This is a genomic window from Massilia sp. TSP1-1-2, assembly GCF_049896185.1.
Lineage (GTDB): Bacteria > Pseudomonadota > Gammaproteobacteria > Burkholderiales > Burkholderiaceae_D > Telluria_A.
Window position 1 is genome coordinate 70,418 of sequence record NZ_JAFCTU010000021.1, and the last position, 20,587, is coordinate 91,004.

Below are 20,587 nucleotides of genomic sequence, written 5' to 3' on the forward strand. Positions count from 1 at the left end.
GATGGACTTGAACCTGTTTCCCGTGTTTGTCGTCGGCCTGGCCGGCAGCCTGCATTGCGTGGGCATGTGCGGCGGGATCGTGAGCGCGTTTTCGATGGCGCCGGCCGGCCGCAGCGCGTTTCCCGTGGCCGTGGTCACGCAGGCGGCTCCGCGCGCAGCCGACAGCGCGTTGCGCATGGCCGCCTACAACACGGGGCGCATCGCCAGCTATGCGGCGGCCGGGGCGATTGCCGGCGGCCTGGCCGGCGGCGCGCGGACGCTGGCCGGACTGGAAGCGTGGCAAACGCTGGCTTATTGGTTCGCCAACGCCATGCTGGTGCTGCTCGGCCTGTACCTGACGGGCGCCTGGGCCGGTCTGGCGCGCCTCGAACAGCTCGGACAGGGACTATGGCGCAAGCTGCGCCCCTTGATGGGCAAGCTGCTGCCGATCGATAGCCCGTTCAAGATGCTGGCGCTGGGCGCCTTGTGGGGCTGGCTGCCGTGCGGGATGGTCTACAGCGTGCTGCTGACCGCCATGCTGGCCGGTTCCGCCCCGGCCGGCGCCGCCGTGATGCTCGCCTTTGGCCTGGGCACCTTGCCCATGCTGCTGGCGCTGGGCGCGGCGGGCGCGCGTTTGCAGCGCGCCTTGCAGAACAAACATGCCAGGGCTGCGGGCGGGCTGCTGGTGCTCGCCTTTGGCCTGCTCGGCATGCTGCGCGCCGCCGGCGGCGTCTCGCACGGCTGGCTGGACGCCCTTTGCCTGAGCGGGGCGGGCGCATGAACGCGGTGCTGGCGCCGCAGGCGTGCTTTCATTGCGGCCTGCCGTCGCCCGCCGGCAGCACCTGGGCGGTGCGTATCGACGGCGCACTGCAGCCGATGTGCTGCCCCGGCTGCGCGGCGGTCGCGCAGGGAATTGTCGACGCCGGCTTTGCCGACTACTACAGCACCCGCAGCGAGTTTGGCGCCAACAGCGCCGCCGCCAGCCTGATCCCGCCGCAGCTGGCCCTGTACGACGCCGACCCGCGTCTGGCCGAGGGCGGCGACGCCGTATTCTCGGTCGAGGGCATCCGCTGCGCGGCCTGCATCTGGCTCATCGAGCGGCGCATGGCGCGCGTGCCGGGCGTGCTTGGCGCCGACATGAATGTGGCCACCGAGCGCTTGCACGTGCGCTGGGACGGCGCGCAATGCAAACCGAGCGACATCATCAGTTCCCTGCGCGCGATCGGCTACATCGCCTATCCGTATGCAGCGCAGCGCCAGGGCGCGCAGCGCGAGCGCGCGCGCAAAAAGCTGTTTCGCCAGCTGTTCGTGGCCGGCCTGTCAATGATGCAGGTGATGATGTACGCGCTGCCGGCCTATATCGCCGCCGACGGCACCATGGACGCGGGCATGGACGCGCTGATGCGCTGGGCCTCGCTGGTGTTGACCATGCCGGCGCTGCTGTATTCGGCCCAGCCCTTTTTTGCCGGCGCCTGGGCCAGCCTGCGCCAGCGCATGCCGGGCATGGACGTGCCGGTTGCGCTGGGCATCGGCGCGGCCGCCGTCGCCAGCGTCGTGGCCACCGTGCGCGGGCAGGGCGAGGTCTATTTCGATTCGGTCACGATGTTCATCTTCCTGCTGCTGGCCAGCCGCTACCTGGAGCAGCAGGCGCGCCGCAAGGCTTCGCGCGCGCTCGAGCAACTGCAGCACGCCTTGCCCGCGTCGGCCATGCGCCTGGCCGGCTGGCCGGCCTCGCGCCAGGGCCAGCTGGTGGCCGCCAGCGCGCTGTGCGAAGGCGACTTGATCATGGTCGCGCCGGGCGAGCCGGTGGCGGCCGACGGCGTCATCGTCGACGGCGCCACCGAACTGGATCTGGCCCTGCTGACCGGCGAAAGCCGCGCCCAGCCGCGCGCCGCGGGTGCCGAGGTGCCCGGCGGCGCCGTCAATACGGCGCAGCCGATCGTGGTGCGCATCACGCGCGCGGCGGCCGACAGCACCCTGGCCCGCCTGGTCCAGCTGGTCGAAGGCGCGGGCGCGGGCAAGCCGCAGCTGGCGCTGTGGGCCGACCGCATCGCCGCCTGGTTCGTGGCCGCGCTGCTGCTGCTGGCCGTGGTGGTCTTCGTCGCTTGGCAAGTGATCGAGCCGGCGCGCGCCTGGGAAGTGGCGATCGCGGTGCTGGTGGTGTCGTGCCCGTGCGCGCTGTCGCTGGCCACGCCAAGCGCGCTGGCCGCGGCCACCGACCTGCTGGTCGGGCGCGGCGTGCTGATCGTCAAGGCGCACGTGCTCGAGACGCTGCACCGCGCCACCCACGTCATCTTCGACAAGACCGGCACGCTGACCGAAGGGCGCCCGGTGCTGCGCCGTGTGGCCGTGTTTGGCGCCTGCGACGCGGCGCGCTGCCTGGAACTGGCCGCGGCGCTGGAAGCTGGCAGCATTCATCCATTGGCCGCGGCCTTGCGCCGCGCCGCCGGGCAGGGCGATCTGCAGGCCGGGTCGCTGCTCAATGTGCCGGGGCAGGGGGTCTCGGGCGTGATCGAAGGCGTGGCCTACCGCCTTGGGAGCGCCGTATTTGCGGGCGGCGACGACCTCGCGTTCGCAGGGCCCGGCGACGCCAGCAGCGTGTTTTTGGGCACCGGCGCGGGCGCGGGTACTGTGCTGCTGGCGCGCTTTGACGTGGCCGACGCGCTGCGCGCGGACGCCGCCGGCGTCGTGCGCGCATGCCAGGCGCGCGGCCAGCGCGTCATTCTCCTGAGCGGCGACCAGCAGGCCGTGGCCGACAGCGTGGCGCGCCAGCTCGGCATCGACACCGCGCTCGGGGGCCAGCTGCCGGATCAAAAGTTAGCGTACGTACGCGCCTTGCAGGAGCGCGGCAGCGTGGTGGCCATGGTTGGCGACGGCATCAACGACGCCGCCGTGCTGTCGGCGGCCGATGTCTCGGTTGCGATGGGCGGCGGGGCCGCGCTGGCGCAGCTGCACGCCGACTGCGTGCTGCTGTCAAACCGCCTGGGGAGCCTGGATGACGCGGCCAGGGTGTCCGCGCGCGCGTTGCGCGTGATCCGCCAGAACCTGCTGTGGGCCACGCTGTACAATGCGTTGGCGATTCCGGCGGCGGCCTTCGGCCTGCTCAACCCGTGGCTGTGCGCGGTGGGCATGTCGGCCAGTTCGGCCCTGGTCGTCATCAACGCGCTGCGCCTGCGGCGCTGGAAGGATTGACATGGAAGCCTTGTACTTGCTGGTCCCCTTGAGCGTGATCATTGTCGCCTTTGCGGTCTGGATTTTTTTCGGCGCGGCCGACAGCGGCCAGTTCGACGACCTCGATGGTCCGGCCCTGCGCATCCTGCACGACGACGATCTTTGATCATCTGGCCGTTTTTGATTCACATCAAGGATTTATTGTCTCCAGAAAACTACTCTTCTGCTGTCATCGGAGTATTTATCAGGAGAGCGTTTTGGACAAAGCTTTAAATTACAACAACAAGGTCGTCAGGCAGTTCACGATTGCGACCGTCGTCTGGGGCGTGATCGGCATGCTGGCGGGGGTGTTCATCGCCGCCCAGCTGGCCTGGCCAGCCCTCAATTTCAACATCCCATGGCTGAGCTACGGACGCTTGCGTCCGCTGCATACGAACGCGGTCATTTTCGCCTTCGGTATCAACGGCCTGTTTGCCACGTCCTACTATGTAGTGCAGCGCACCAGCCAGGTGCGCCTGTTTTCGGACGCGCTGTCCGCCTTTACCTTCTGGGGCTGGCAGGCGGTGCTGGTGCTGGCCACCATCACGCTGCCGATGGGTTTCACGCGCGGCAAGGAGTACGCCGAGCTTGAGTGGCCGATCGCGCTCTTGATCACGGTGGTCTGGGTCACCTACGCGGTGGTGTTCTTCGGCACCCTCATCAAGCGCAAGGTCAAGCACATCTACGTGGCCAACTGGTTCTTCGGCGCCTACATCATCGCCGTGGCTCTGCTGCACGTGGTCAATGGCGCCTCGATGCCCGTCACGTTCTGGAAGTCGTACTCGGCCTACGCCGGCGTGCAGGACGCGATGATCCAGTGGTGGTACGGCCACAATGCGGTCGGCTTCATCCTGACCGCCGGCTATCTGGGCATGGTCTACTACTTCATTCCCAAGCAGGCCGAGCGTCCGGTGTACTCGTATCGCCTCTCGATCGTCCACTTCTGGGCGCTGATCTTTACCTACATGTGGGCCGGCCCCCACCACCTGCATTACACCGCGCTGCCCGACTGGACCCAGTCGATCGGCATGGTGTTTTCGCTCATCTTGCTGGCGCCTTCGTGGGGCGGCATGATCAACGGGATGATGACGCTGTCGGGCGCCTGGCACAAGCTGCGCACCGATCCGATCCTCAAATTCATGATCGTTTCGCTCTCGTTCTACGGCATGGCAACCTTTGAAGGCCCGATGATGTCGATCAAGACCATCAACGCACTGTCGCACTACACCGACTGGGGCATCGCCCACGTTCATGGCGGCGCGCTCGGCTGGGTGGGCTTCATCACGATGGGTTCGATCTACTATCTGATCCCGCGCTTGTCGGGCAAGAAGGAAATGTACAGCACCTCGCTGATCGACCTGCACTTCTGGGTCGCCACCATCGGCATCGTCCTGTACATCGCCTCGATGTGGATCGCCGGCGTGATGCAGGGCCTGATGTGGCGCGCGGTGAACCCGGACGGCACGCTGACCTATACCTTCGTCGAAGGCGTGAAAGCGACCTATCCGTACTACGTGATCCGGGTCTCCGGCGGCGTTCTGTACCTGACCGGCATGCTGATCATGGCGTACAACACCTTCCAGACGATGCGCGGCACCGTCGGTGCGGACGCGAAGATCCCGTCCCTTTTACCTTCACACGCTTAAACCAGGAGCCATCATGAAATTTTCCCATGCGTGGATCGAAAAGAACCCCTGGCTGCTGATCGGACTGATCTTGCTGGTCATTTCCGTCGGCGGCCTGGTGGAGATCGTTCCCTTGTTCTTCCAGAAGTCCACCACCGAGCCGGTGGCCGGCCTGAAGCCGTATTCCGCGCTGCGCCTGACGGGCCGCGACGTGTACATCCGCGAGGGCTGCTACAACTGCCACTCGCAGATGATCCGGCCGTTTCGTGCCGAGACCGAACGTTATGGCCACTACTCGGTGGCCGGCGAGTACGTCTACGACCACCCGTTCCAGTGGGGCTCCAAGCGCACCGGGCCGGATCTGGCGCGCGTGGGCGGGCGTTACAGCGACGACTGGCACCGCAGCCACCTGGACGACCCGCGCTCGCTGGTGCCGGAATCGAACATGCCGGGCTATCCATGGCTGGCGGCCAACAAGCTGGTGCCTGAAGACGTGCTGCCCAAGATGCGCGCCATGAAGCGCCTTGGCGTGCCGTACTCGGAAGAAGAGATTGCCCAGGGTCCGGCCACGCTGGCCGACAAGACCGAGCAGGATGCGCTCATTGCGTACCTGCAGGGCCTGGGCACCCAGATCAAGACAAGGAAATAAGATGGAACATATTTTCGATAGTGCGAGCAGCATCATGACCGTGATCAGCTTCGTGACCTTCCTCGGCATTTTGCTGTGGACCTTTGCACTGCGCAGCAATGCCGACTTTGCGATCCAGGCGGCGCTGCCGTTTGCCGACGACGCCCTCGATGATGGCGTGCAGGAGAAGCGCCATGTCTGATTTTACCCACGTATTCTGGGACCTGTTCATCGTCGTCATCACGCTGCTGTCCGTGGCCGGCTGCGGCATTTTGCTGTACTCGCAGTCGCTGCACAAAGTTGCGCCCGACGCGCCGAGCGACGGCACCACCGGCCACGTGTGGGACGAAGACCTGTCCGAGTTGAACACGCCGCTGCCGCGCTGGTGGATGTGGCTGTTCTACATCACCATCGTCTTCGCGCTCGCTTACCTGTTCCTGTATCCGGGCCTTGGCAGCTATGCCGGCAAGCTTGGCTGGAAGTCGAGCAGCGCCTACACTGAAGAACTCAGTAAAGCCGATGCCGAATACGGTCCGCAGTTTGCGCGCTTTTCCGGCCAGCCGATCGAGGTGGTGGCGGCCGACCCGAAGGCGCATGCCATCGGCGAGCGCCTGTTCATGACGTACTGCGCCCAGTGCCACGGCTCGGATGCGCGCGGCAACAAGGGTTATCCGAACCTGACCGACAGCGACTGGCTGCATGGCGGCACGCCGGAGATCATCAAGACGACCATCATGAAGGGGCGTCACGGGGTGATGCCGCCAATGGGCGCGGCGGTCGGCTCGGATGACGATATCGTCAACGTTGTCCAATACGTCAAGAGCTTGTCGGGCGCCTCGCACGATCCGATCAAGGCGGTGTTCGGCAAGTCCAAGTTCAGTGCCTGCATGGCTTGCCACACCGCCAGCGGCGGGGGCAACCAGGCCATCGGCGCGCCGAACCTGACCGACAAGGTCTGGCTGTATGGCGGCAGCGCCGACACCATCATGGAAACCATCCGCAAGGGGCGCGACAACCAGATGCCGGCCTTCGAGGACTTCCTGGGCGCCGACAAGGTGCACGTGCTGGCAGCTTACGTGTGGAGCCTGTCGAACGACCCGGCCGGCACCAAATCTGCCAGCATCAGCGCGGCCAGTCCTAACGCGGCCAGCGACAACGCGGCAGTGGCTAAAAAATGAAGCAGTCCAGTCCAAAGGTGATCAAGATGTACGCGGCGCGCGAGGAGATTTATCCGCGCGAGGCGAAGGGCCGCTATGCGACCCTGCGCTGGGCCTGCGTGTGGATCACGCAGATCGTGTTCTATGGTCTGCCGTGGCTGACCTGGAACGATCGTCAGGCGGTCCTGTTCGACCTGGCCGCGCGCAAGTTCTACATCTTTGGGTTGGTGCTGTGGCCGCAGGATTTCATTTACCTCGCTGCGCTGCTGATCATCTGCGCCTGGCTGCTGTTTTTGGTGACGGCCGTGGCCGGGCGCGTGTGGTGCGGCTTTGCCTGTCCGCAGACGGTGTACACCGAAATTTTCATGTGGATCGAGCGCAAGATCGAAGGCGCGCGCAGCGCCCGCATCCGGCTCGATCGCCAACCCTGGACGCTGGACAAGATCTGGCGCAAGAGCGCCAAACACAGCGCCTGGTGGCTGGTGGCGCTGTGGACCGGGATCTCGTTTGTCGGTTACTTTGCGCCCATGCGCTCGATGATGGCGGGCATTGGCGCGCTCAGTCTGGGGCCGTGGGAATGGTTCTGGATCGGCTTTTACGCGCTCGCCACCTACGGCAACGCAGGCTGGCTGCGCGAGCAGGTGTGCAAATACATGTGCCCCTATGCGCGCTTCCAGAGCGCCATGTTCGACAAAGACACGCTGATCGTTACCTACGACCGGGAACGGGGCGAGCCGCGCGGCGTGCAAACGGCCGAACGCACCAAGGGCGACTGCATCGACTGCACCCTGTGCGTGCAGGTGTGCCCGACCGGAATCGACATTCGCAATGGCCTGCAGTATGAATGCATCGGCTGCGCGGCCTGCGTGGACGCTTGCAACGGCGTGATGGACAAGATCGACCTGCCGCGCGGGCTGATTCGCTATTCGACCGACCAGGCCATGGAAAAGGGCTGGTCGGCGCGCCAGATCGGGGCGCACATCGTGCGCCCACGCGTGCTCATTTACAGCGCGCTGCTGGCCCTGATCGGCATCGGCTTTGGCACCGCGCTTGCGCTGCGCACCCCGCTCAAGCTTGACGTCATCCGCGACCGCGGCTCGATGGGGCGCGAAGTGGGCGACGGCGTGATTGAAAACGTGTACCGTCTGCAGGTGATGAACACCGGCGAAACGGCGCATCGCTTCCACATTGTCGTCAGCGGCCTGCCCGGGGTGCGCCTGGCCGACCAGGAAGAAGTGCTGCTCGACGGCGCCAGCACGCGCGCCGTGCCGGTGCGGGTGCAGACCGAACGGGCAGCCCTGACGGGCGGCTCGCATGCGATCATGTTCGAATTGAGCGCGATCGACCAGCCCTCGCTCAAGGTCACCGAAAAAGCCGTATTTATCGTACCGAGATAATGAAGGAGAACCGCATGCAAACTGCTTCCCAACCCAGGCTGCGCACGGCGCCGCCATGGTATGCCCAGCGCTGGCCATGGCTGCTGATGCTCGGGCCGGCCGTGGTCCTGGTGGCCGGCGGCTACACCGGTTACCTGGCCTATACGCGCCAGGACGCGATGGTGGTCGACGACTATTACAAGCAGGGCAAGGCGATCAACCAGGACTTGCGGCGCGACCGCGTGGCCAGCGCCCAGCGCCTGTCGGTGGCGCTGCACTACAACGCCGGCGCGCATGCGATGCAGGGCGAATTGACCAGCTTTGGGCGGCCGGTTACGACCCCGTTCAGGATCGGACTGGCGCATTCGACGTTGCCTGAAAAAGACATTTTGCTCGCCGTGTATCCGGATGCGCAGGGGCGTTTTTCGGCGCCGCTGCCGGCGCTGGAGCAGGCGCGCTGGCAGGTGAATGTGGAAGGGGGCAAGCGCGACTGGCGCCTGGCTGCCGAATGGCAATTTCCGGCCCAGCAGTCGATGACGATCGACGCCGATGCGGCCATTGCGCCATGAGGCAGGGCATGAAGCGCCTGGCGATGGCGGTGCTGTGGCCATCGTTCCTGGCCGCGGCGCTCGCTGAAGGCTTTTTCTTCTCGTGGGTCGAGCCGGAAGCGCTGTCGTCGCTGGCGCCGATGGCGGTCTACAGCATCGGGTTTTTCTTCTTCTGGACGTTTTGCACGCTGGCCGGCTTGCTGACGGGGTATTTGATCGTGGTGCCGGACGATGGAAAGGCGCCGTTTTGAGTCGTTGGGTCCCATGGGGCCCAAGTGACCAACGACGGCTGGCGCGTGAACGCGGGGGCGACGATTGGCGGCAATGGAACGGTTCAACTGAGCCAATGTTCCATGGGTCCGTCGCGTGCGCGACGACGATGTGGGGGGACTGTTACGGGTAGCCTGACTCAGGCCATCGGGCTGCACTGCGCGGTACCGGCGGCCATCGCCTTGAGCATCACCGGGTCGAGCAGCGTCACTTCGCGCTTGTCGACCTTTAACCAGCCCTGCTTTTTGAAGCGCGACAGCAATCGACTGATGCTTTCAATGGTCAAGCCCAGATAATTGCCAATATCTTCACGCGACATGCGCAACTGAAAGCTGGTCGGCGAATACCCGCGCGCCGCGTAGCGCGACGACAAATTGACCAGAAACACCGCAAAACGCTGCTCGGCGCGCATATTGCCCAGCAATAGCATGACGTTTTGTTCACGCGTGATTTCCTGGCTCATGATGCGGTGAAAATGACGCAGCAGCGTCGGCACCTGGCCGAACAAGTCTTCAAGGCGGGTGAACGGAATCTCGCACACTTCGCTATCCTCGAGCGCCACTGCGTCGCAATGGTGGCGGTCGCCGCTGATGGCGTCCATCCCCAGCAATTCGCCGGCCATCTGAAAACCCGTAATCTGTTGTTCTCCGGCCGCATTGACCTGGTAAGTCTTGAAATGGCCGAAGCGAATCGCGTACAAACTGCGAAAAGGCTGATCCATTTGGTACAGGCGCTCGTCGCGCAAAATGCGGCTGCGCTTGCCAATGATCTGGTCCAGCCGACTCAGTTCGCCCTCGTCGAGCCCCATGGGAAGGCATAATTGGTGCATGCTGCATCCTGCGCAGCTTGCTTTCAAGACGTTGATATTTAATACAGCTGCAGGGGGATTCGGTTGATTCATTCAGGCATCATACTTCATCGCAGCTTATCGGGTTTTTAAAAAGCGGACATCCACGTGCAAAACATCGCCCGTCACCTTGGCCTTTTTCGCCTTCTTCGGCTTCTTGACGACCTGGCCTGCCGTATCGGTCAGCGGCACCCGGTGCTCGGGCGAAAAGCCGGGCTCTTCGATGCGTTCCAGGGTTTGCCGCGTGAACATTTCAATGGCGGCGAGCAAGTCCACCTCATCGGCGCATACCAGCGACACCGCCTGGCCCGCATTGCCCGCGCGGCCGGTGCGGCCGGTGCGGTGGATATAGTCTTCGGCCACGGTGGGTAAGTCGAAATTGACCACTTGCGGCAAGTCGTCGATGTCCAGCCCGCGCGCGGCGACGTCGGTTGCCACCAGTATCTTGCACTGGCCCGCCTTGAAACGCTCCAGCGCCCGCAGGCGCGCCGGCTGCGCCTTGTCGCCGTGAATCGCGTCGGCCGCCACGCCATTTGCCGCCAGGGTGTCGACCAGTTGGTCGACACCCTTGCGCGTCTTGACGAACACCAGCACCTGGCCCCAGCGCAGCTTGTGCAACAAATGCAAGAACAGCTCGGGCTTGCGTTTTTTATCGACCGGCACCACCCACTGCCGAATCCGCTGCACCGTGCTGTTGCGCGCGCTAACTTCAATGCTCAAAGGGTTGTTCAAGAGCTTGCCGGCCAGCGCGCGGATCTCGTCGGAAAACGTGGCCGAAAACAACAGGGTCTGGCGCTTGGCGGGCAGGGCGGAAAAAATGTCATTCAGTTCGCGCGAAAAGCCCAGGTCGAGCATGCGGTCGGCCTCGTCGAGCACCAAGGTTTGCAACTGGTCGAACTTGACCGCATTCTGGCGGTACAGGTCGAGCAGGCGCCCGGGCGTGGCCACCAGTACGTCGAGCCCTTTGCGTAGCTTCATCATTTGCGGATTGATGCTCACGCCGCCGTAAGCGACATGGGTGCGCAGCGGCAGGCCGGCGCCATATTCCTTGAAACTGTCGTGCACTTGCTCGGCCAATTCGCGCGTGGGCACCAGCACCAGCACGCGCACCGCGTTGCTGCCCACCTGGCCGCCTTCCATGGTCAGGCGCTGCAGCAGCGGGAGGGCGAAACCGGCGGTCTTGCCGGTCCCGGTCTGGGCTGCGGCCATTACGTCGCGCCCGGCCAGGATCGGGCCGATCGCCTGTGCCTGCACCGGCGTGGCGCTCGTGTAGCCCAGCGCATCGAGCGTGCGCATGAGCGGGTCGATCAGACCGAGGGAAGCAAACGACATGGGCAAACCTTGCAGCGTTGGGAATGGAGCCGACAGTTTAGCCTGTCCGCCCGTGTCCGTCCCACAAAGGTGGGCCAGCGCGGCCGCGACGCTGCATTGCCAGCCTTCGGCTCAAGGCAATGTGGGGAGCGATGTCTCATCACCGGAAATTAGTCTGGCCCATCTGCATCACGACTTGCTGATTTTGGGACATGGAAATTATGGCGACCGCATTCAAAAAGACGCCGGGTATACGCATTCGGCGCGCTCACTGGCTCGCCTGCTCGAGAAACGGGGTCTGCCGAAAGCGTTTGCGGGCAAGGTCATCCTATGGTCGTGTTTCGGCGGCGCGGCCGCTGGCATGGCGCAATCGCTGGCATTCAAATTGTCCTGTCGCGGCTATACGAACGTCCAGGTAGGGGGCTGCCGCTGGATAACGGGCACCATCGTCAACCGTGTGCTGTTATGCCGCAGAAATACCACGCCCGAGCATATAGCCGGTGTGGATGCTCCCGCCGCCATGGAGGACATGATGCGCTACTGCGATAGGACCGTCGACGATGACATTGGCTGGTTTTCCCGCCTCCGTCGGCCCCTGCGGGGTTCTGTCGGATAATGCCGGAAGTCACGGACCGCGCTTGCTAAGCTGCGCCTACGACTACTGACCCGGAACCCCTCATGACCAGCCTCTTTTTCCTGTTTCGCCTCACCGTTTCCTGGATGGTGCTGTATTTCCTGTGCGCCTTGATCGCCAACGACGCGCTGCTGCAACCGATCGGGCGCGACGCCGGCGGCTTTATTGCGGCGACCGGCATGCTGCTCGGCGCCGTGGTCTTGATCACGGCCTTTTCGCACCTGCGCCGGGTGCGCCTGATTACCGGCGAAGTCAACAGCAGCTCGCTGTCGAACCGCCAGCGGCGCCAGATCGAAATCCCGTTCGAAGCGGGAGCCGCCTTCGACCTGGTCGAGGCGGCGGTGCGCGAACTGCCGGGCATCGAGTCGGTCGACAGCGCGCGCGACAGCTTGCAACTGCGCGCCAAGATCAAGCGTATCGACCCTTACAGTGGCGACACGGTGCAAATCCAGTTCACGCGCCACTTGCGCACCCACTTCAACCAGATCCTGGTGACGGTCGCGCCGAATGGCGAGGCCGGCAGCGTGACGCTCATTTGCGAACCGGAGCGCTCAGCCTGGAGCGACTGGTTTTTCGTCGACTTCGCCACCAACCTGGAAAACGCGGAAGCGATCGTGCGCTCGGTTACGCGGCGCGTGGCCGGCCTGCGCCGCGCCGAGCAGGCCAGCGTGGTCCAAAGCGCCACCGAAAAGGAATTGACGGTGGCCAAATTGAGTTTGCTGCACGCCCAGGTCGAGCCGCACTTTTTGTACAACACGCTGGCCAGCGCCCAACTGCTCACGCGCACCGATCCCCCCCGCGCTGACGAGATGCTGGGCAACCTGATTCTATACCTGCGCCATTCGCTGCCGCGCACCGAGGATAGCCTCTCGACCATTGGCGATGAACTCGAACGGGCCCAGGCTTACCTCGACATTCTGAAAATTCGCATGGGCAGCCGCCTGTCGCTGCAGGTCGAGGTCCCCGCTGCGCTGCGCGCCGTGCTGTTTCCCACGATGATGCTGCAAACGCTGGTGGAAAACGCCATCAAGCACGGGCTTGAACCCAAGTCCGGCGGAGGCACGGTGTGGATCCTGGCGCGCACCCACGAGACCGCGGTGGCGGTCACGGTGGCCGACGACGGGCGCGGTTTTTCGGCCGAGGGCGGCGGCACCGGCATCGGACTGCGCAATGTGCGCGAACGGCTGCGCCTGGCCTACGGCAGCGCCGCCTCGTTTGCCATCGTGGCCAATTTTCCCAGCGGGGTCGCGGCCACGATCACGGTGCCCAACACCGCCCTGAACACGATCAAAAAGGGAGCGCAGCATGACTAAGTGCGTAATTGCCGAAGATGAAACGCTGCTGCGCGAGGCGCTGGTGATGCTGCTGGGCGAGGTCTGGCCGGAACTGGACATTGTCGCGGCCTGCGACGACGGCGGCAGCGCGCTGGAAGCGATTGCCCTGCACCAGCCCGAGGTGGCCTTTTTAGACATTCGCATGCCCGGCTTGAGCGGCCTGGAAGTGGCCGCCGCACTGCCCGACGCCAGCCCCGGCACCCAGGCGGTGTTCGTCACCGCCTACGACCAGTACGCAATCGACGCCTTTGACAAGGGCGCAGTCGACTACCTGCTCAAGCCCGTGGCGCGGGCCCGCCTGGCGGCCACGGTGCAGCGCTTGAAAGCGCGCATCGCCGGCGGCGCCGGCGACAGCGCCGCGCTGGCCGCCCTGGTGGAGCGGCTTGGCCGCAGCATTCCCAACAGCGGCAAGGAGCCGCCGCTGGTGTGGCTGACCGCCAGCGCGGGCGCCGAAACGCGCCTGATCATGGTTGACGATGTGGCCTACTTCCAGTCGGACACCAAGTACACGGTGGTGATGACGGCGGGCGGCGAAGCGTTGCTGCGCAAACCGATCCGCGAACTGCTCGACGTGCTCGACCCGGCGATCTTCAAGCAGATCCACCGCTCGACCATCGTCAACCTGCGGGCGGTGGCGTCGATCACGCGCGATGACGCGGGCAGGGGCATGGTCAGGCTGAAAACGCGGCCGGAGACGCTGTCGGTCAGCCAGCCATTCATGTCGCTGTTTCGCAACATGTAATGCGTGTAAGCAGCGGTAACTATGTGTGTTGGCGAACAGAAGTTCATGTTGCCTCTGTTAAACTTCGTGCATGACCAGGAGCGGGCATCAGCCCGCTGCCTGTGGTCAGGCGCCATTGGCGTTTCGTCACTTGCGAAGAGGCACACAATGAAAAAATTACTAATCGCCGCAATGATCATGACGGCTGCGGCCGGCGCGATGGCGCAAAATCTCAGCCTGCAGCTGGGCCAGTCGGGCTACTACGGCAGCATCGACCTGGGTAACCTGTCGCGTCCGCCGGTGATCTACCAGCAGCCGATGATCATCCAGCAAATGCCGCAATACCGCAACGCGCCGCCGATGTACCTGCGCGTGCCGCCCGGCCACGCCAAGAAGTGGAGCAAGCACTGCGCTGCCTACAACGCCTGCGGCCGGCCAGTCTATTTTGTGCAGGACAGCTGGTACAACAATACTTATGCTCCGCAGTATCGCCGCTCGCATGGGGGCGATGGCCACCGCGACGAGAACCGTTACGACAACCGGCGCGACAATGACCAGCGCGGCTTCCGGCTCGACGAGCGTACCAATCACGACAACTACGACAAGCACGAAGGCAAGCACGAAGGCAAGCACGAGGACAAGCACGAAGGCAAGCATGACAAGGGCCACGGAAAAGGCCACGACAAGGACTAAGGCCACCCGCCGTGCGCCGCTCCTGTTGCGGCGCGTAGTAAACTCTCGTCCAATAACGGTGGACGGGAGGATCGCGTGCAGGGTGACATCGTCATTGTCGGAGGCGGCGCCGGCGGGCTGGAACTGGCCTGCAAGCTGGGGCGCAAGCTGGGAGCGGGCAAGGTCACGCTGGTCGACCGGGGCCTGACCCATATTTGGAAGCCCTCGCTGCATGAGGTAGCGGCCGGGACGCTCGACCTGCACCAGGAAGGCTTGTCCTACCAGAAGCTGGCGCATGACAACGGTTTCACTTTCGTCTATGGTGCCCTTACCGCGCTCAATGCGCCGGCGCACAGCCTGACCGTTGGCCCCATTGCCGGCGCAAACGGCGAGTTGGTCTTGCCGCAGCGTACCCTCTCTTTCCATACGCTGGTCATTGCCGTGGGTAGTACCTCGAATTACTTCGGCGTGCCCGGCGCGGCCGAACACACCATTTCCCTCAATGCCACCGAAGACGCAGAACGCTTTCGCCTGCTGCTGCTGACCCGTCTGGCGCAGGCCGATACCCGGCGCGCCGCAGGCGGCCAGGGCGCGGTCGACATCGTCATCATCGGCGCCGGCGCCACTGGGGTGGAGCTGGCCGCCGAACTGCGCCAAGCGAGCGGGGTATACGCCGCCTACGGCTTTGCCCACCTGCGGCCCGAACGGGACGTGCGCATCTTGCTGCTTGAAGGGGCGCCGCGCATCCTGGCGCCGCTGCCCGAGCGCGACTCGGCCCCCGCCCACAAGCTGCTTGAAGAACGCGGCGTCAAGGTCGTTACCGGGTGCCACGTGGCCAGCATCGAAGCGGACCGGGTGCTCGACGCCGACGGCGCCGCCTATCCCGCCAGCCTGTGCGTCTGGGCCGCCGGCATTCGCGCGCCTAGCTGGCTGGCGCAGCTCGGCTTGCCGGTGAATAAGGGCGGCCAGCTCGAAGTGGATGGTACGCTGCGCGTCACCGGCTTTGCCGACATCTACGCACTGGGCGATTGCGCCGCCAGCATGGGGGGCAACGGCAAGCAAGTGCCGCCGCGCGCCCAGGCCGCGCACCAGCACGCCGATTACCTGTGCCGCCAGCTTGCGCGCCGCGCGGCGGGCAAGGCGCCTGACAACACACCCTATGTTTACCGCGACTACGGCTCGCTGGTGTCGTTCGGGCACCGTAATACGGTCGGTAGCCTGATGGGTTCGCTAAAAGGATTGAACTTTTTCATCGATGGCTTTTTTGCGCGGATGATGTACGCAAGCTTGCACCTGATGCATCATGCGGCCGTGCTGGGCGCACTGAAAACGGCGCTGCTGGCGCTGGCGCGCTTTTTAATCCGGCGCAGTTCGCCGCTGGTCAAGCTGCACTGATCAGCGAGGGAGGACATTCAGGCTGGCGCGGCAGGATGATCGCCAGCGCCGTCCCGCCGCCGGGCAGGGCGGTCACGGTGAGCCGTCCGCCCAGGTAGCCGGCGCGCGCGCGCAGCAGGCGCAAGCCGTGGCAGTCGCTTGCCTTGCGGTCGTAGTCGGCCGAACCGATGCCGTTGTCGCGCACGGTCAGCATGATTTCTTCGTCGTTGTCGTCAAGTACCACGTCAACGCCGGTGGCGTGCGCGTGCGCCAGCACGTTGCGCAAACCTTCTTCGCAGGCACGCAGCAGGGCGACGCCCTGGTCGCGCGGGTAGGCCGCGTCTTCGTCAGGCAGGCTGATGCGGGCGGTGATCGGGTGCAGCTTGCCGAACTCGTGCACCAGTTCGCTCAGAGCCGCTTTCACGCCCAAGAACTCCAGCTTGTCGTTCCAGATCGTGATCTGCATCTCGCGGTTGGTGTTGATGATGTTCATCAACAGCGTTTTCATTTGCGCGGTGCGGTTTTGCAGTGTTTTGTCGGCGGGCAGTTGTTGCGTCAGCAGGGCCAGGTGCATGGTGAGCGCCGTCATGGACGAACCCAGGCTGTCGTGCAGTTTGCGGGCCAGATCCCGCCGTTCGTCGTCCCAGCAGGTGGTCAGGTGGCCCAACAGCTCGGCGAGGTCCGCGGTGCGCGCGGCCACCTTGCGTTCAACTTCGGGGTCAAATTGTCCGGGTGCCGGTGCGTTCATGCTCGACTTCGTGAATGTTTCCCAAATCATACAACAGCTCGCATGCGCCTGTCGCCAGTTCAGTGCACGCGTGCGTGAACTGGCGCACAGTCGGCGCCGGCCCGTTTGTCCAAGCTGACGGTAAGGCCCGTCAAGGGCCAACCAGAACCGACCCAAGGGATACGCATGAATGCCAAGACCGTTGACGCCATTTCGATATTGTCAGCCGACCATCGCGAACTACAAGACTTGTTCGAGCAGTATGCGGCGCTGGGCGAAAGCGCAGGCAGCAAAAAGAAGCATCTGGCCGACGATATCTGCATGGCGCTGACGCTGCACACCATGGTGGAAGAAGAGATTTTCTACCCGGCCCTGCGCCCAGCGGACAAGAATGCGGCCGACCTGCTCGACGAAGCGGCGGTCGAACACGCCGGCGCCAAGGACTTGATCGCGCAGATCCAGGACATGGATCCGGACGATGACTTGTACGACGCCAAGGTGAAGGTGCTGGGCGAGCAAGTCGCGCACCACGTCACGCAAGAAGAGAAGGAAATGTTTCCCAAGGCGGAAAAAGCGGGGCTGGACCTGGAGGCGCTGGCTGACGACATGCTGGCGCGCAAAGAGGAAATCAGCGCGACCTTGTGAGTCTTGTTAGCCTTGTAGGCAAGAGCGGGCACAACAAGGCAGCTGCGTTTATTCGGCCGGCAGGATCGCGCATTGGGTGAGCGCTTCGAGCAGGTGGTTGATGTCCACTGGCTTAACCAAATGCATATCGAAGCCTGCTTCGAGCACGCGGCGCTGGTCTTCGGGCAGCCCGTAGCCGGTCAGTGCAATGAGCTTGATGTGGCGCGTACCATCGTTCTTGCGCAGGCGGCGCGCCACTTCGTAGCCGTCGATGCCGGGCAGGCCGATATCGACCAGCGCCACGTCGGGCGGGTGCGCCACGGCCATGTCGACGCCCTGCAAGCCATCGGCGGCGTGCTTGATCGGGTAGCCGCAGGCGGTGAGCATGGTGGCCATCATTTCGCGGCCGTCGTCATTGTCTTCGATCAGCAGCACGCTTGGCTTGCCGGTGTCCAGGTGGGACGGCGACTCGTTCGCCGGGGCGGCCGCCGCCGCGGCGCGCGGCAGGCGGATGGCGAAGGTGCTGCCGGCGCTGGCGCCGCTGCTGTGCGCGCTGACGCTGCCGCCGTGCAGCTCGACCAGCCGGCGCACCAGCGCCAGGCCAATGCCCAGGCCCCCTTGCGAACGGTCCAGCGTGGTGCTGGCCTGCACGAACACATCAAATACATGGGGCAGCAATTCTTCGGAAATGCCCACGCCCGTATCGCGCACGGTCAAGATAATGTCGTCGTCATCGTCCCTGACGGCAATGTCGATGGCGCCGCCCGGTGGCGTGTACTTGAGCGCATTGTCGATCAGGTTGGTGGCGATCTGCTCAAGCCGGGTCGGGTCGCCATCGACCCAGGCTTGCGCCATGTTTGTGTTCAATAAATAGTTGCCCGTGCGGCCGGTGGCCTTGAAGGTGTCGAGGCAGGCCGAGACCAGCGCGGCCAGGTCGACCGGCCGGCGCGCCAGCAGGATCTTGCCGGACATGGCGCGCGACAGGTCAAGCAGGTCGTCCACGATGCGCGACAAGTGCTGGCTCTGACGCTGGATGATCTGGCGGGCGCGCGCGACCGTGTCCGGTCCGGCGCCGGCCAGGCCGATCAGGGCAGCGGCGCTGCTGATGGCCGACAAAGGATTGCGCAGTTCATGGCCCAGCATCGCGAGGAACTCGTCTTTGGCGTGGCTCTTGCGTTCCGCCGCCTGCCGCTCTTCCATTTCGCGGGTGAGGCGCTTGTTGGTGGCGGTCAGTTCGGTGGTGCGCTGGGACAGCTTGTGGGCCTGGCGCTTGAGTTCTTCATTCTTGGTGGCCAGCGCCACGAACACCTGGACCTTGGCGTGCAGGATTTGCGGGATCACCGGGGTGAACAGGAAGTCGGCCGCGCCGCGCTGGTAAGCCTTGAGACGGTCGATTTCATCGGCCAGGAAGGCGGTCACGAAAATGATGGGGATATCGGCCGAGCGGGTGCGCTGGTGGATCGCTTCGGCCGTTTCAAAACCGTCCATGCCGGGCATATTGACGTCGAGCAGAATGACGGCAAAATCGTGCAGCAATACCTGGCGCAGCGCCTGCTGCCCCGAGCGCGCCGAGATGACGTCGTAGCCCGATTCTTCCGCCCATTGATCAAGCAGGCTGGTCAGGGCCAGCAAGCTCGCGGCGTCATCGTTGACCACGAGAATTTTCGGTTTTTCTATTTTTGGCACGTCGTTCCTGTACTGCACGGTCAAGTTTTGTTGGGTCCGCTTGTCTCAGCTCACAGGATAGCAGAATCGTGAAATTTCCTCTGTGAAAACTCCCGTGAATCGTGCCGCAAGTACATTTCCTCCTATCATATCCACGCAGGAAAATGCAGTCCAAACGGACCGTGTGCATAAGGATACATGGCTAGGTTCGCTGGCGCACATACGCGCCGTGCTTGTTGTGCGATAGTCAAGTCAGTTTAGGGACATCGCCCCACCGGGCAGCACTTCGAGAGGACAGAAAATGAATATCAATACCGTAGTCGACAATGAGTTCGCAGGAAAATGTTTCCGCGATATTTGCAACGCACCGCTTTCCGCCATGCGCGGCTTGAGCACCGGGGACGCCAAGGCCTTGCACGCCGCTTTCGGCATCACCACCATCGGGGACCTGGCCGAGCTCAAGTTCGTCAAGTGGGCCACGGCCATCAAGACCTTGGCTGCCGAAGAATGCGATACGCCCGAGCAAGTGGCCAAGGAAGCGCTGCTTGATGACGCGGTCGAAATGACGTTCCCGGCGAGCGACCCGATTTCCGTCGACTCCGGCATTACGCGCATTGAAGTGCCGCCCGACATGGTCGATGCCAGCACCGATCACCAGCACGCCAAAGAAGTGGAAGCAAGCACCGAAAAAGGCAAGGGCAAGTCGGCGTAAGCTGATCGTGCAGCATTAAAAAAGCGGGCTGCGGCCCGCTTTTTTAATGGTAAATGACCTGCGCTGCCCTTGTATGCAGCGCTCTTGTAGGCAGCCTGCGTTAGCGCCGCTGGCGGCCTGGTCATTCCAGCGCCGCAAGCGACTATTGGTGTCAGCGGTGGGGCGCCAGGTTAACTTTTTTTTGGGGAGGCGGCAGGGGCGCCGGTTGCGTGGAGGTGGCGCAGAACCGGTTCTTGCCGCCGCGCTTGGCTTCATACAGCGCGTAATCGGCAATGCTGATCAGGGACTCGACATTCTCGGCGTCATCGGGATAGATGCTAATGCCAATGCTGGTGGACAGTTGCAAGGTGAGGTCATTGATGAAAAACGGTTCGGAAACGGCTTCGACCAGCTTGGCCGCCGGCCCTTGCGCATCGGCCAGGCTGTGCACTTCACCCAGCACGACCATGAATTCATCACCGCCCAGCCGGGCCACCGTGTCTTCCTTGCGCGACGCCGCCACCAGCCTTTGTGCGACGATTTTCAGCACTTCATCGCCGTAAGCGTGCCCGTAGGTATCGTTGATGGCCTTGAACCCGTCCAGGTCCAGGTACATGATGGCCGCCTTGTGGTGGTTGCGGCTGGCATGCTGGAGCGTGGTTTCGATACGGTCTTCCAACAGGCGCCGGTTGGGCAGCCCGGTCAGCGGATCGTGCAGCGCGAGCGCTTGCTGCGTCTTGCTGTACTGCGCCAGCTCCTTGTACAGCAAGCGCACTTCCAGCATGTTGTGGATGCGCTTATGCACCTCGAGCAAGTCGAACGGTTTGCTGATGAAGTCGCGCGCGCCCGCTTCGAGTGCGGCTATCTTGAAACTCGGTTGCGCGGTGAGCGCCAATACGGGCAAGTAGCCACCCTGTTCAATTTCTTTCAAGCCCTTCATGACCTGAAAACCATTCAGGCCAGGCATTTGCAGGTCGAGCAAGATCAAGTCGTAACAGTGCTGGCGGTGCAGTGGGCAGACTTGTTCAGGGAGCATAGTCGAGCTGACGCAAACATAGCCTTCTTCCCGCAAAATCTCTTCCATCAATTCGATATTGTCAGCTGAATCATCGACCACAAGAATCTTCGCGTTCAGTATTTCGTCTCGGCTTGGCATACGGCAATCTCGTTTAAAGCGGAATGGGGGAGCCGCGT

Annotated in this window: 22 protein-coding genes; 17 read left to right on the forward strand and 5 right to left on the reverse strand. The window is 63.8% G+C overall.

Annotated elements, in window-relative coordinates; all coding sequences use genetic code 11:
* The first annotated feature begins 1 nt into the window (after nt 1).
* The 10 genes from ACP7BV_RS17870 (at nt 2) to ACP7BV_RS17915 (ending at nt 8,774) form a co-directional block, all read left to right on the forward strand.
* Nucleotides 2-760 carry a sulfite exporter TauE/SafE family protein gene (locus ACP7BV_RS17870; protein ID WP_426105725.1) on the forward strand — a complete coding sequence of 253 codons (759 nt, stop codon included), beginning with the start codon at nt 2-4 and terminating at the stop codon, nt 758-760.
* The gene (locus ACP7BV_RS17875; RefSeq protein ID WP_426105727.1) at nt 757-3,171 is read left to right on the forward strand and encodes a heavy metal translocating P-type ATPase; all 2,415 of its coding nucleotides are present in this window, start codon (nt 757-759) and stop codon (nt 3,169-3,171) included. The genes ACP7BV_RS17870 and ACP7BV_RS17875 overlap by 4 nt, the downstream gene beginning before the upstream one ends.
* A gap of 1 nt (nt 3,172) precedes the next feature.
* Nucleotides 3,173-3,316, forward strand: coding sequence for a cbb3-type cytochrome oxidase assembly protein CcoS (ccoS, locus tag ACP7BV_RS17880; protein ID WP_426105729.1), 144 nt, complete (start codon nt 3,173-3,175; stop codon nt 3,314-3,316).
* 91 nt (nt 3,317-3,407) lie between these two features.
* Nucleotides 3,408-4,835: a cytochrome-c oxidase, cbb3-type subunit I gene (gene ccoN / locus ACP7BV_RS17885; protein WP_426105730.1), complete on the forward strand. Its 1,428-nt coding sequence runs from the start codon at nt 3,408-3,410 to the stop codon at nt 4,833-4,835.
* 13 nt (nt 4,836-4,848) lie between these two features.
* Nucleotides 4,849-5,463, forward strand: coding sequence for a cytochrome-c oxidase, cbb3-type subunit II (ccoO, locus tag ACP7BV_RS17890; protein ID WP_426105732.1), 615 nt, complete (start codon nt 4,849-4,851; stop codon nt 5,461-5,463).
* Between the two features lies 1 nt (nt 5,464).
* Nucleotides 5,465-5,644 carry a cbb3-type cytochrome oxidase subunit 3 gene (locus tag ACP7BV_RS17895; protein WP_426105734.1) on the forward strand — a complete coding sequence of 60 codons (180 nt, stop codon included), beginning with the start codon at nt 5,465-5,467 and terminating at the stop codon, nt 5,642-5,644.
* Nucleotides 5,637-6,620 (forward strand): cytochrome-c oxidase, cbb3-type subunit III, encoded by a 984-nt coding sequence (gene ccoP / locus ACP7BV_RS17900; RefSeq protein ID WP_426105735.1) that lies wholly within the window; start codon nt 5,637-5,639, stop codon nt 6,618-6,620. The genes ACP7BV_RS17895 and ccoP overlap by 8 nt, the downstream gene beginning before the upstream one ends.
* The gene (gene ccoG / locus ACP7BV_RS17905; RefSeq protein ID WP_426105736.1) at nt 6,617-7,996 is read left to right on the forward strand and encodes a cytochrome c oxidase accessory protein CcoG; all 1,380 of its coding nucleotides are present in this window, start codon (nt 6,617-6,619) and stop codon (nt 7,994-7,996) included. Before ccoP ends, ccoG begins: the two co-directional genes overlap by 4 nt.
* 14 nt (nt 7,997-8,010) lie before the next feature.
* A complete protein-coding gene (locus ACP7BV_RS17910) occupies nt 8,011-8,544 on the forward strand; it encodes a FixH family protein (RefSeq protein ID WP_426105737.1) in 534 nt (177 codons plus the stop codon).
* Nucleotides 8,545-8,552: 8 nt separating this feature from the next.
* Nucleotides 8,553-8,774 carry a hypothetical protein gene (locus tag ACP7BV_RS17915; protein ID WP_426105739.1) on the forward strand — a complete coding sequence of 74 codons (222 nt, stop codon included), beginning with the start codon at nt 8,553-8,555 and terminating at the stop codon, nt 8,772-8,774.
* Between the two features lie 158 nt (nt 8,775-8,932).
* On the opposite strand, the gene fnr is transcribed toward ACP7BV_RS17915, so the two are convergent.
* Nucleotides 8,933-9,694, reverse strand: a complete 762-nt coding sequence (fnr, locus tag ACP7BV_RS17920; RefSeq protein WP_426105740.1) for a fumarate/nitrate reduction transcriptional regulator Fnr — start codon at nt 9,692-9,694, stop codon at nt 8,933-8,935.
* 24 nt (nt 9,695-9,718) lie between these two features.
* Entirely contained in the window at nt 9,719-10,972 is a 1,254-nt protein-coding gene (locus tag ACP7BV_RS17925; protein ID WP_426105742.1) for a DEAD/DEAH box helicase, read from the reverse strand.
* Between the two features lie 52 nt (nt 10,973-11,024).
* Between ACP7BV_RS17925 and ACP7BV_RS17930 the strand changes: the two genes are divergently transcribed.
* From ACP7BV_RS17930 to ACP7BV_RS17950, 5 genes are all read left to right on the forward strand, one after another.
* Entirely contained in the window at nt 11,025-11,567 is a 543-nt protein-coding gene (locus ACP7BV_RS17930) for a hypothetical protein (protein ID WP_426105743.1), read from the forward strand.
* A 62-nt stretch (nt 11,568-11,629) separates the two neighbouring features.
* Nucleotides 11,630-12,898, forward strand: a complete 1,269-nt coding sequence (locus tag ACP7BV_RS17935; protein WP_426105745.1) for a sensor histidine kinase — start codon at nt 11,630-11,632, stop codon at nt 12,896-12,898.
* Nucleotides 12,891-13,661, forward strand: a complete 771-nt coding sequence (locus tag ACP7BV_RS17940) for a LytR/AlgR family response regulator transcription factor (protein WP_426105746.1) — start codon at nt 12,891-12,893, stop codon at nt 13,659-13,661. Before ACP7BV_RS17935 ends, ACP7BV_RS17940 begins: the two co-directional genes overlap by 8 nt.
* Before the next feature lie 147 nt (nt 13,662-13,808).
* The gene (locus tag ACP7BV_RS17945) at nt 13,809-14,333 is read left to right on the forward strand and encodes a hypothetical protein (RefSeq protein ID WP_426105748.1); all 525 of its coding nucleotides are present in this window, start codon (nt 13,809-13,811) and stop codon (nt 14,331-14,333) included.
* A gap of 75 nt (nt 14,334-14,408) precedes the next feature.
* Complete coding sequence (locus tag ACP7BV_RS17950) at nt 14,409-15,707, forward strand: NAD(P)/FAD-dependent oxidoreductase (RefSeq protein ID WP_426105749.1); 1,299 nt, start codon at nt 14,409-14,411, stop codon at nt 15,705-15,707.
* Here the strand turns inward: ACP7BV_RS17950 and ACP7BV_RS17955 are convergent.
* Nucleotides 15,694-16,434 (reverse strand): sensor histidine kinase, encoded by a 741-nt coding sequence (locus tag ACP7BV_RS17955; protein ID WP_426105750.1) that lies wholly within the window; start codon nt 16,432-16,434, stop codon nt 15,694-15,696. The genes ACP7BV_RS17950 and ACP7BV_RS17955 overlap by 14 nt on opposite strands.
* A 165-nt stretch (nt 16,435-16,599) precedes the next feature.
* Between ACP7BV_RS17955 and ACP7BV_RS17960 the strand changes: the two genes are divergently transcribed.
* A complete protein-coding gene (locus ACP7BV_RS17960) occupies nt 16,600-17,058 on the forward strand; it encodes a hemerythrin domain-containing protein (RefSeq protein ID WP_426105751.1) in 459 nt (152 codons plus the stop codon).
* 48 nt (nt 17,059-17,106) lie between these two features.
* Here ACP7BV_RS17960 and ACP7BV_RS17965 read toward each other — a convergent pair whose 3' ends face one another.
* Complete coding sequence (locus tag ACP7BV_RS17965; RefSeq protein WP_426105752.1) at nt 17,107-18,723, reverse strand: response regulator; 1,617 nt, start codon at nt 18,721-18,723, stop codon at nt 17,107-17,109.
* Between the two features lie 280 nt (nt 18,724-19,003).
* Here ACP7BV_RS17965 and ACP7BV_RS17970 point away from each other — a divergent pair, with 280 nt between their 5' ends.
* Nucleotides 19,004-19,414, forward strand: a complete 411-nt coding sequence (locus ACP7BV_RS17970) for a hypothetical protein (protein WP_426105753.1) — start codon at nt 19,004-19,006, stop codon at nt 19,412-19,414.
* Nucleotides 19,415-19,565: 151 nt separating this feature from the next.
* Here ACP7BV_RS17970 and ACP7BV_RS17975 read toward each other — a convergent pair whose 3' ends face one another.
* Nucleotides 19,566-20,549, reverse strand: a complete 984-nt coding sequence (locus ACP7BV_RS17975) for a diguanylate cyclase domain-containing protein (protein ID WP_426105754.1) — start codon at nt 20,547-20,549, stop codon at nt 19,566-19,568.
* Between the last annotated feature and the right edge of the window lie 38 nt (nt 20,550-20,587).

What these genes read in the sequence shown, in the direction of transcription:
- ACP7BV_RS17870 (WP_426105725.1), top strand. Translation starts at nt 2, where the DNA reads ATGGACTTGAACCTGTTTCCCGTGTTTGTCGTCGGCCTGGCCGGCAGC.
- ACP7BV_RS17875 (WP_426105727.1), top strand. Translation starts at nt 757, where the DNA reads ATGAACGCGGTGCTGGCGCCGCAGGCGTGCTTTCATTGCGGCCTGCCG.
- ccoS (WP_426105729.1), top strand. Translation starts at nt 3,173, where the DNA reads ATGGAAGCCTTGTACTTGCTGGTCCCCTTGAGCGTGATCATTGTCGCC.
- ccoO (WP_426105732.1), top strand. Translation starts at nt 4,849, where the DNA reads ATGAAATTTTCCCATGCGTGGATCGAAAAGAACCCCTGGCTGCTGATC.
- ACP7BV_RS17895 (WP_426105734.1), top strand. Translation starts at nt 5,465, where the DNA reads ATGGAACATATTTTCGATAGTGCGAGCAGCATCATGACCGTGATCAGC.
- ccoP (WP_426105735.1), top strand. Translation starts at nt 5,637, where the DNA reads ATGTCTGATTTTACCCACGTATTCTGGGACCTGTTCATCGTCGTCATC.
- ccoG (WP_426105736.1), top strand. Translation starts at nt 6,617, where the DNA reads ATGAAGCAGTCCAGTCCAAAGGTGATCAAGATGTACGCGGCGCGCGAG.
- ACP7BV_RS17910 (WP_426105737.1), top strand. Translation starts at nt 8,011, where the DNA reads ATGCAAACTGCTTCCCAACCCAGGCTGCGCACGGCGCCGCCATGGTAT.
- ACP7BV_RS17915 (WP_426105739.1), top strand. Translation starts at nt 8,553, where the DNA reads ATGAAGCGCCTGGCGATGGCGGTGCTGTGGCCATCGTTCCTGGCCGCG.
- fnr (WP_426105740.1), bottom strand. Translation starts at nt 9,694, where the DNA reads ATGAATCAACCGAATCCCCCTGCAGCTGTATTAAATATCAACGTCTTG.
- ACP7BV_RS17925 (WP_426105742.1), bottom strand. Translation starts at nt 10,972, where the DNA reads ATGTCGTTTGCTTCCCTCGGTCTGATCGACCCGCTCATGCGCACGCTC.
- ACP7BV_RS17935 (WP_426105745.1), top strand. Translation starts at nt 11,630, where the DNA reads ATGACCAGCCTCTTTTTCCTGTTTCGCCTCACCGTTTCCTGGATGGTG.
- ACP7BV_RS17940 (WP_426105746.1), top strand. Translation starts at nt 12,891, where the DNA reads ATGACTAAGTGCGTAATTGCCGAAGATGAAACGCTGCTGCGCGAGGCG.
- ACP7BV_RS17945 (WP_426105748.1), top strand. Translation starts at nt 13,809, where the DNA reads ATGAAAAAATTACTAATCGCCGCAATGATCATGACGGCTGCGGCCGGC.
- ACP7BV_RS17955 (WP_426105750.1), bottom strand. Translation starts at nt 16,434, where the DNA reads ATGAACGCACCGGCACCCGGACAATTTGACCCCGAAGTTGAACGCAAG.
- ACP7BV_RS17960 (WP_426105751.1), top strand. Translation starts at nt 16,600, where the DNA reads ATGAATGCCAAGACCGTTGACGCCATTTCGATATTGTCAGCCGACCAT.
- ACP7BV_RS17970 (WP_426105753.1), top strand. Translation starts at nt 19,004, where the DNA reads ATGAATATCAATACCGTAGTCGACAATGAGTTCGCAGGAAAATGTTTC.
- ACP7BV_RS17975 (WP_426105754.1), bottom strand. Translation starts at nt 20,549, where the DNA reads ATGCCAAGCCGAGACGAAATACTGAACGCGAAGATTCTTGTGGTCGAT.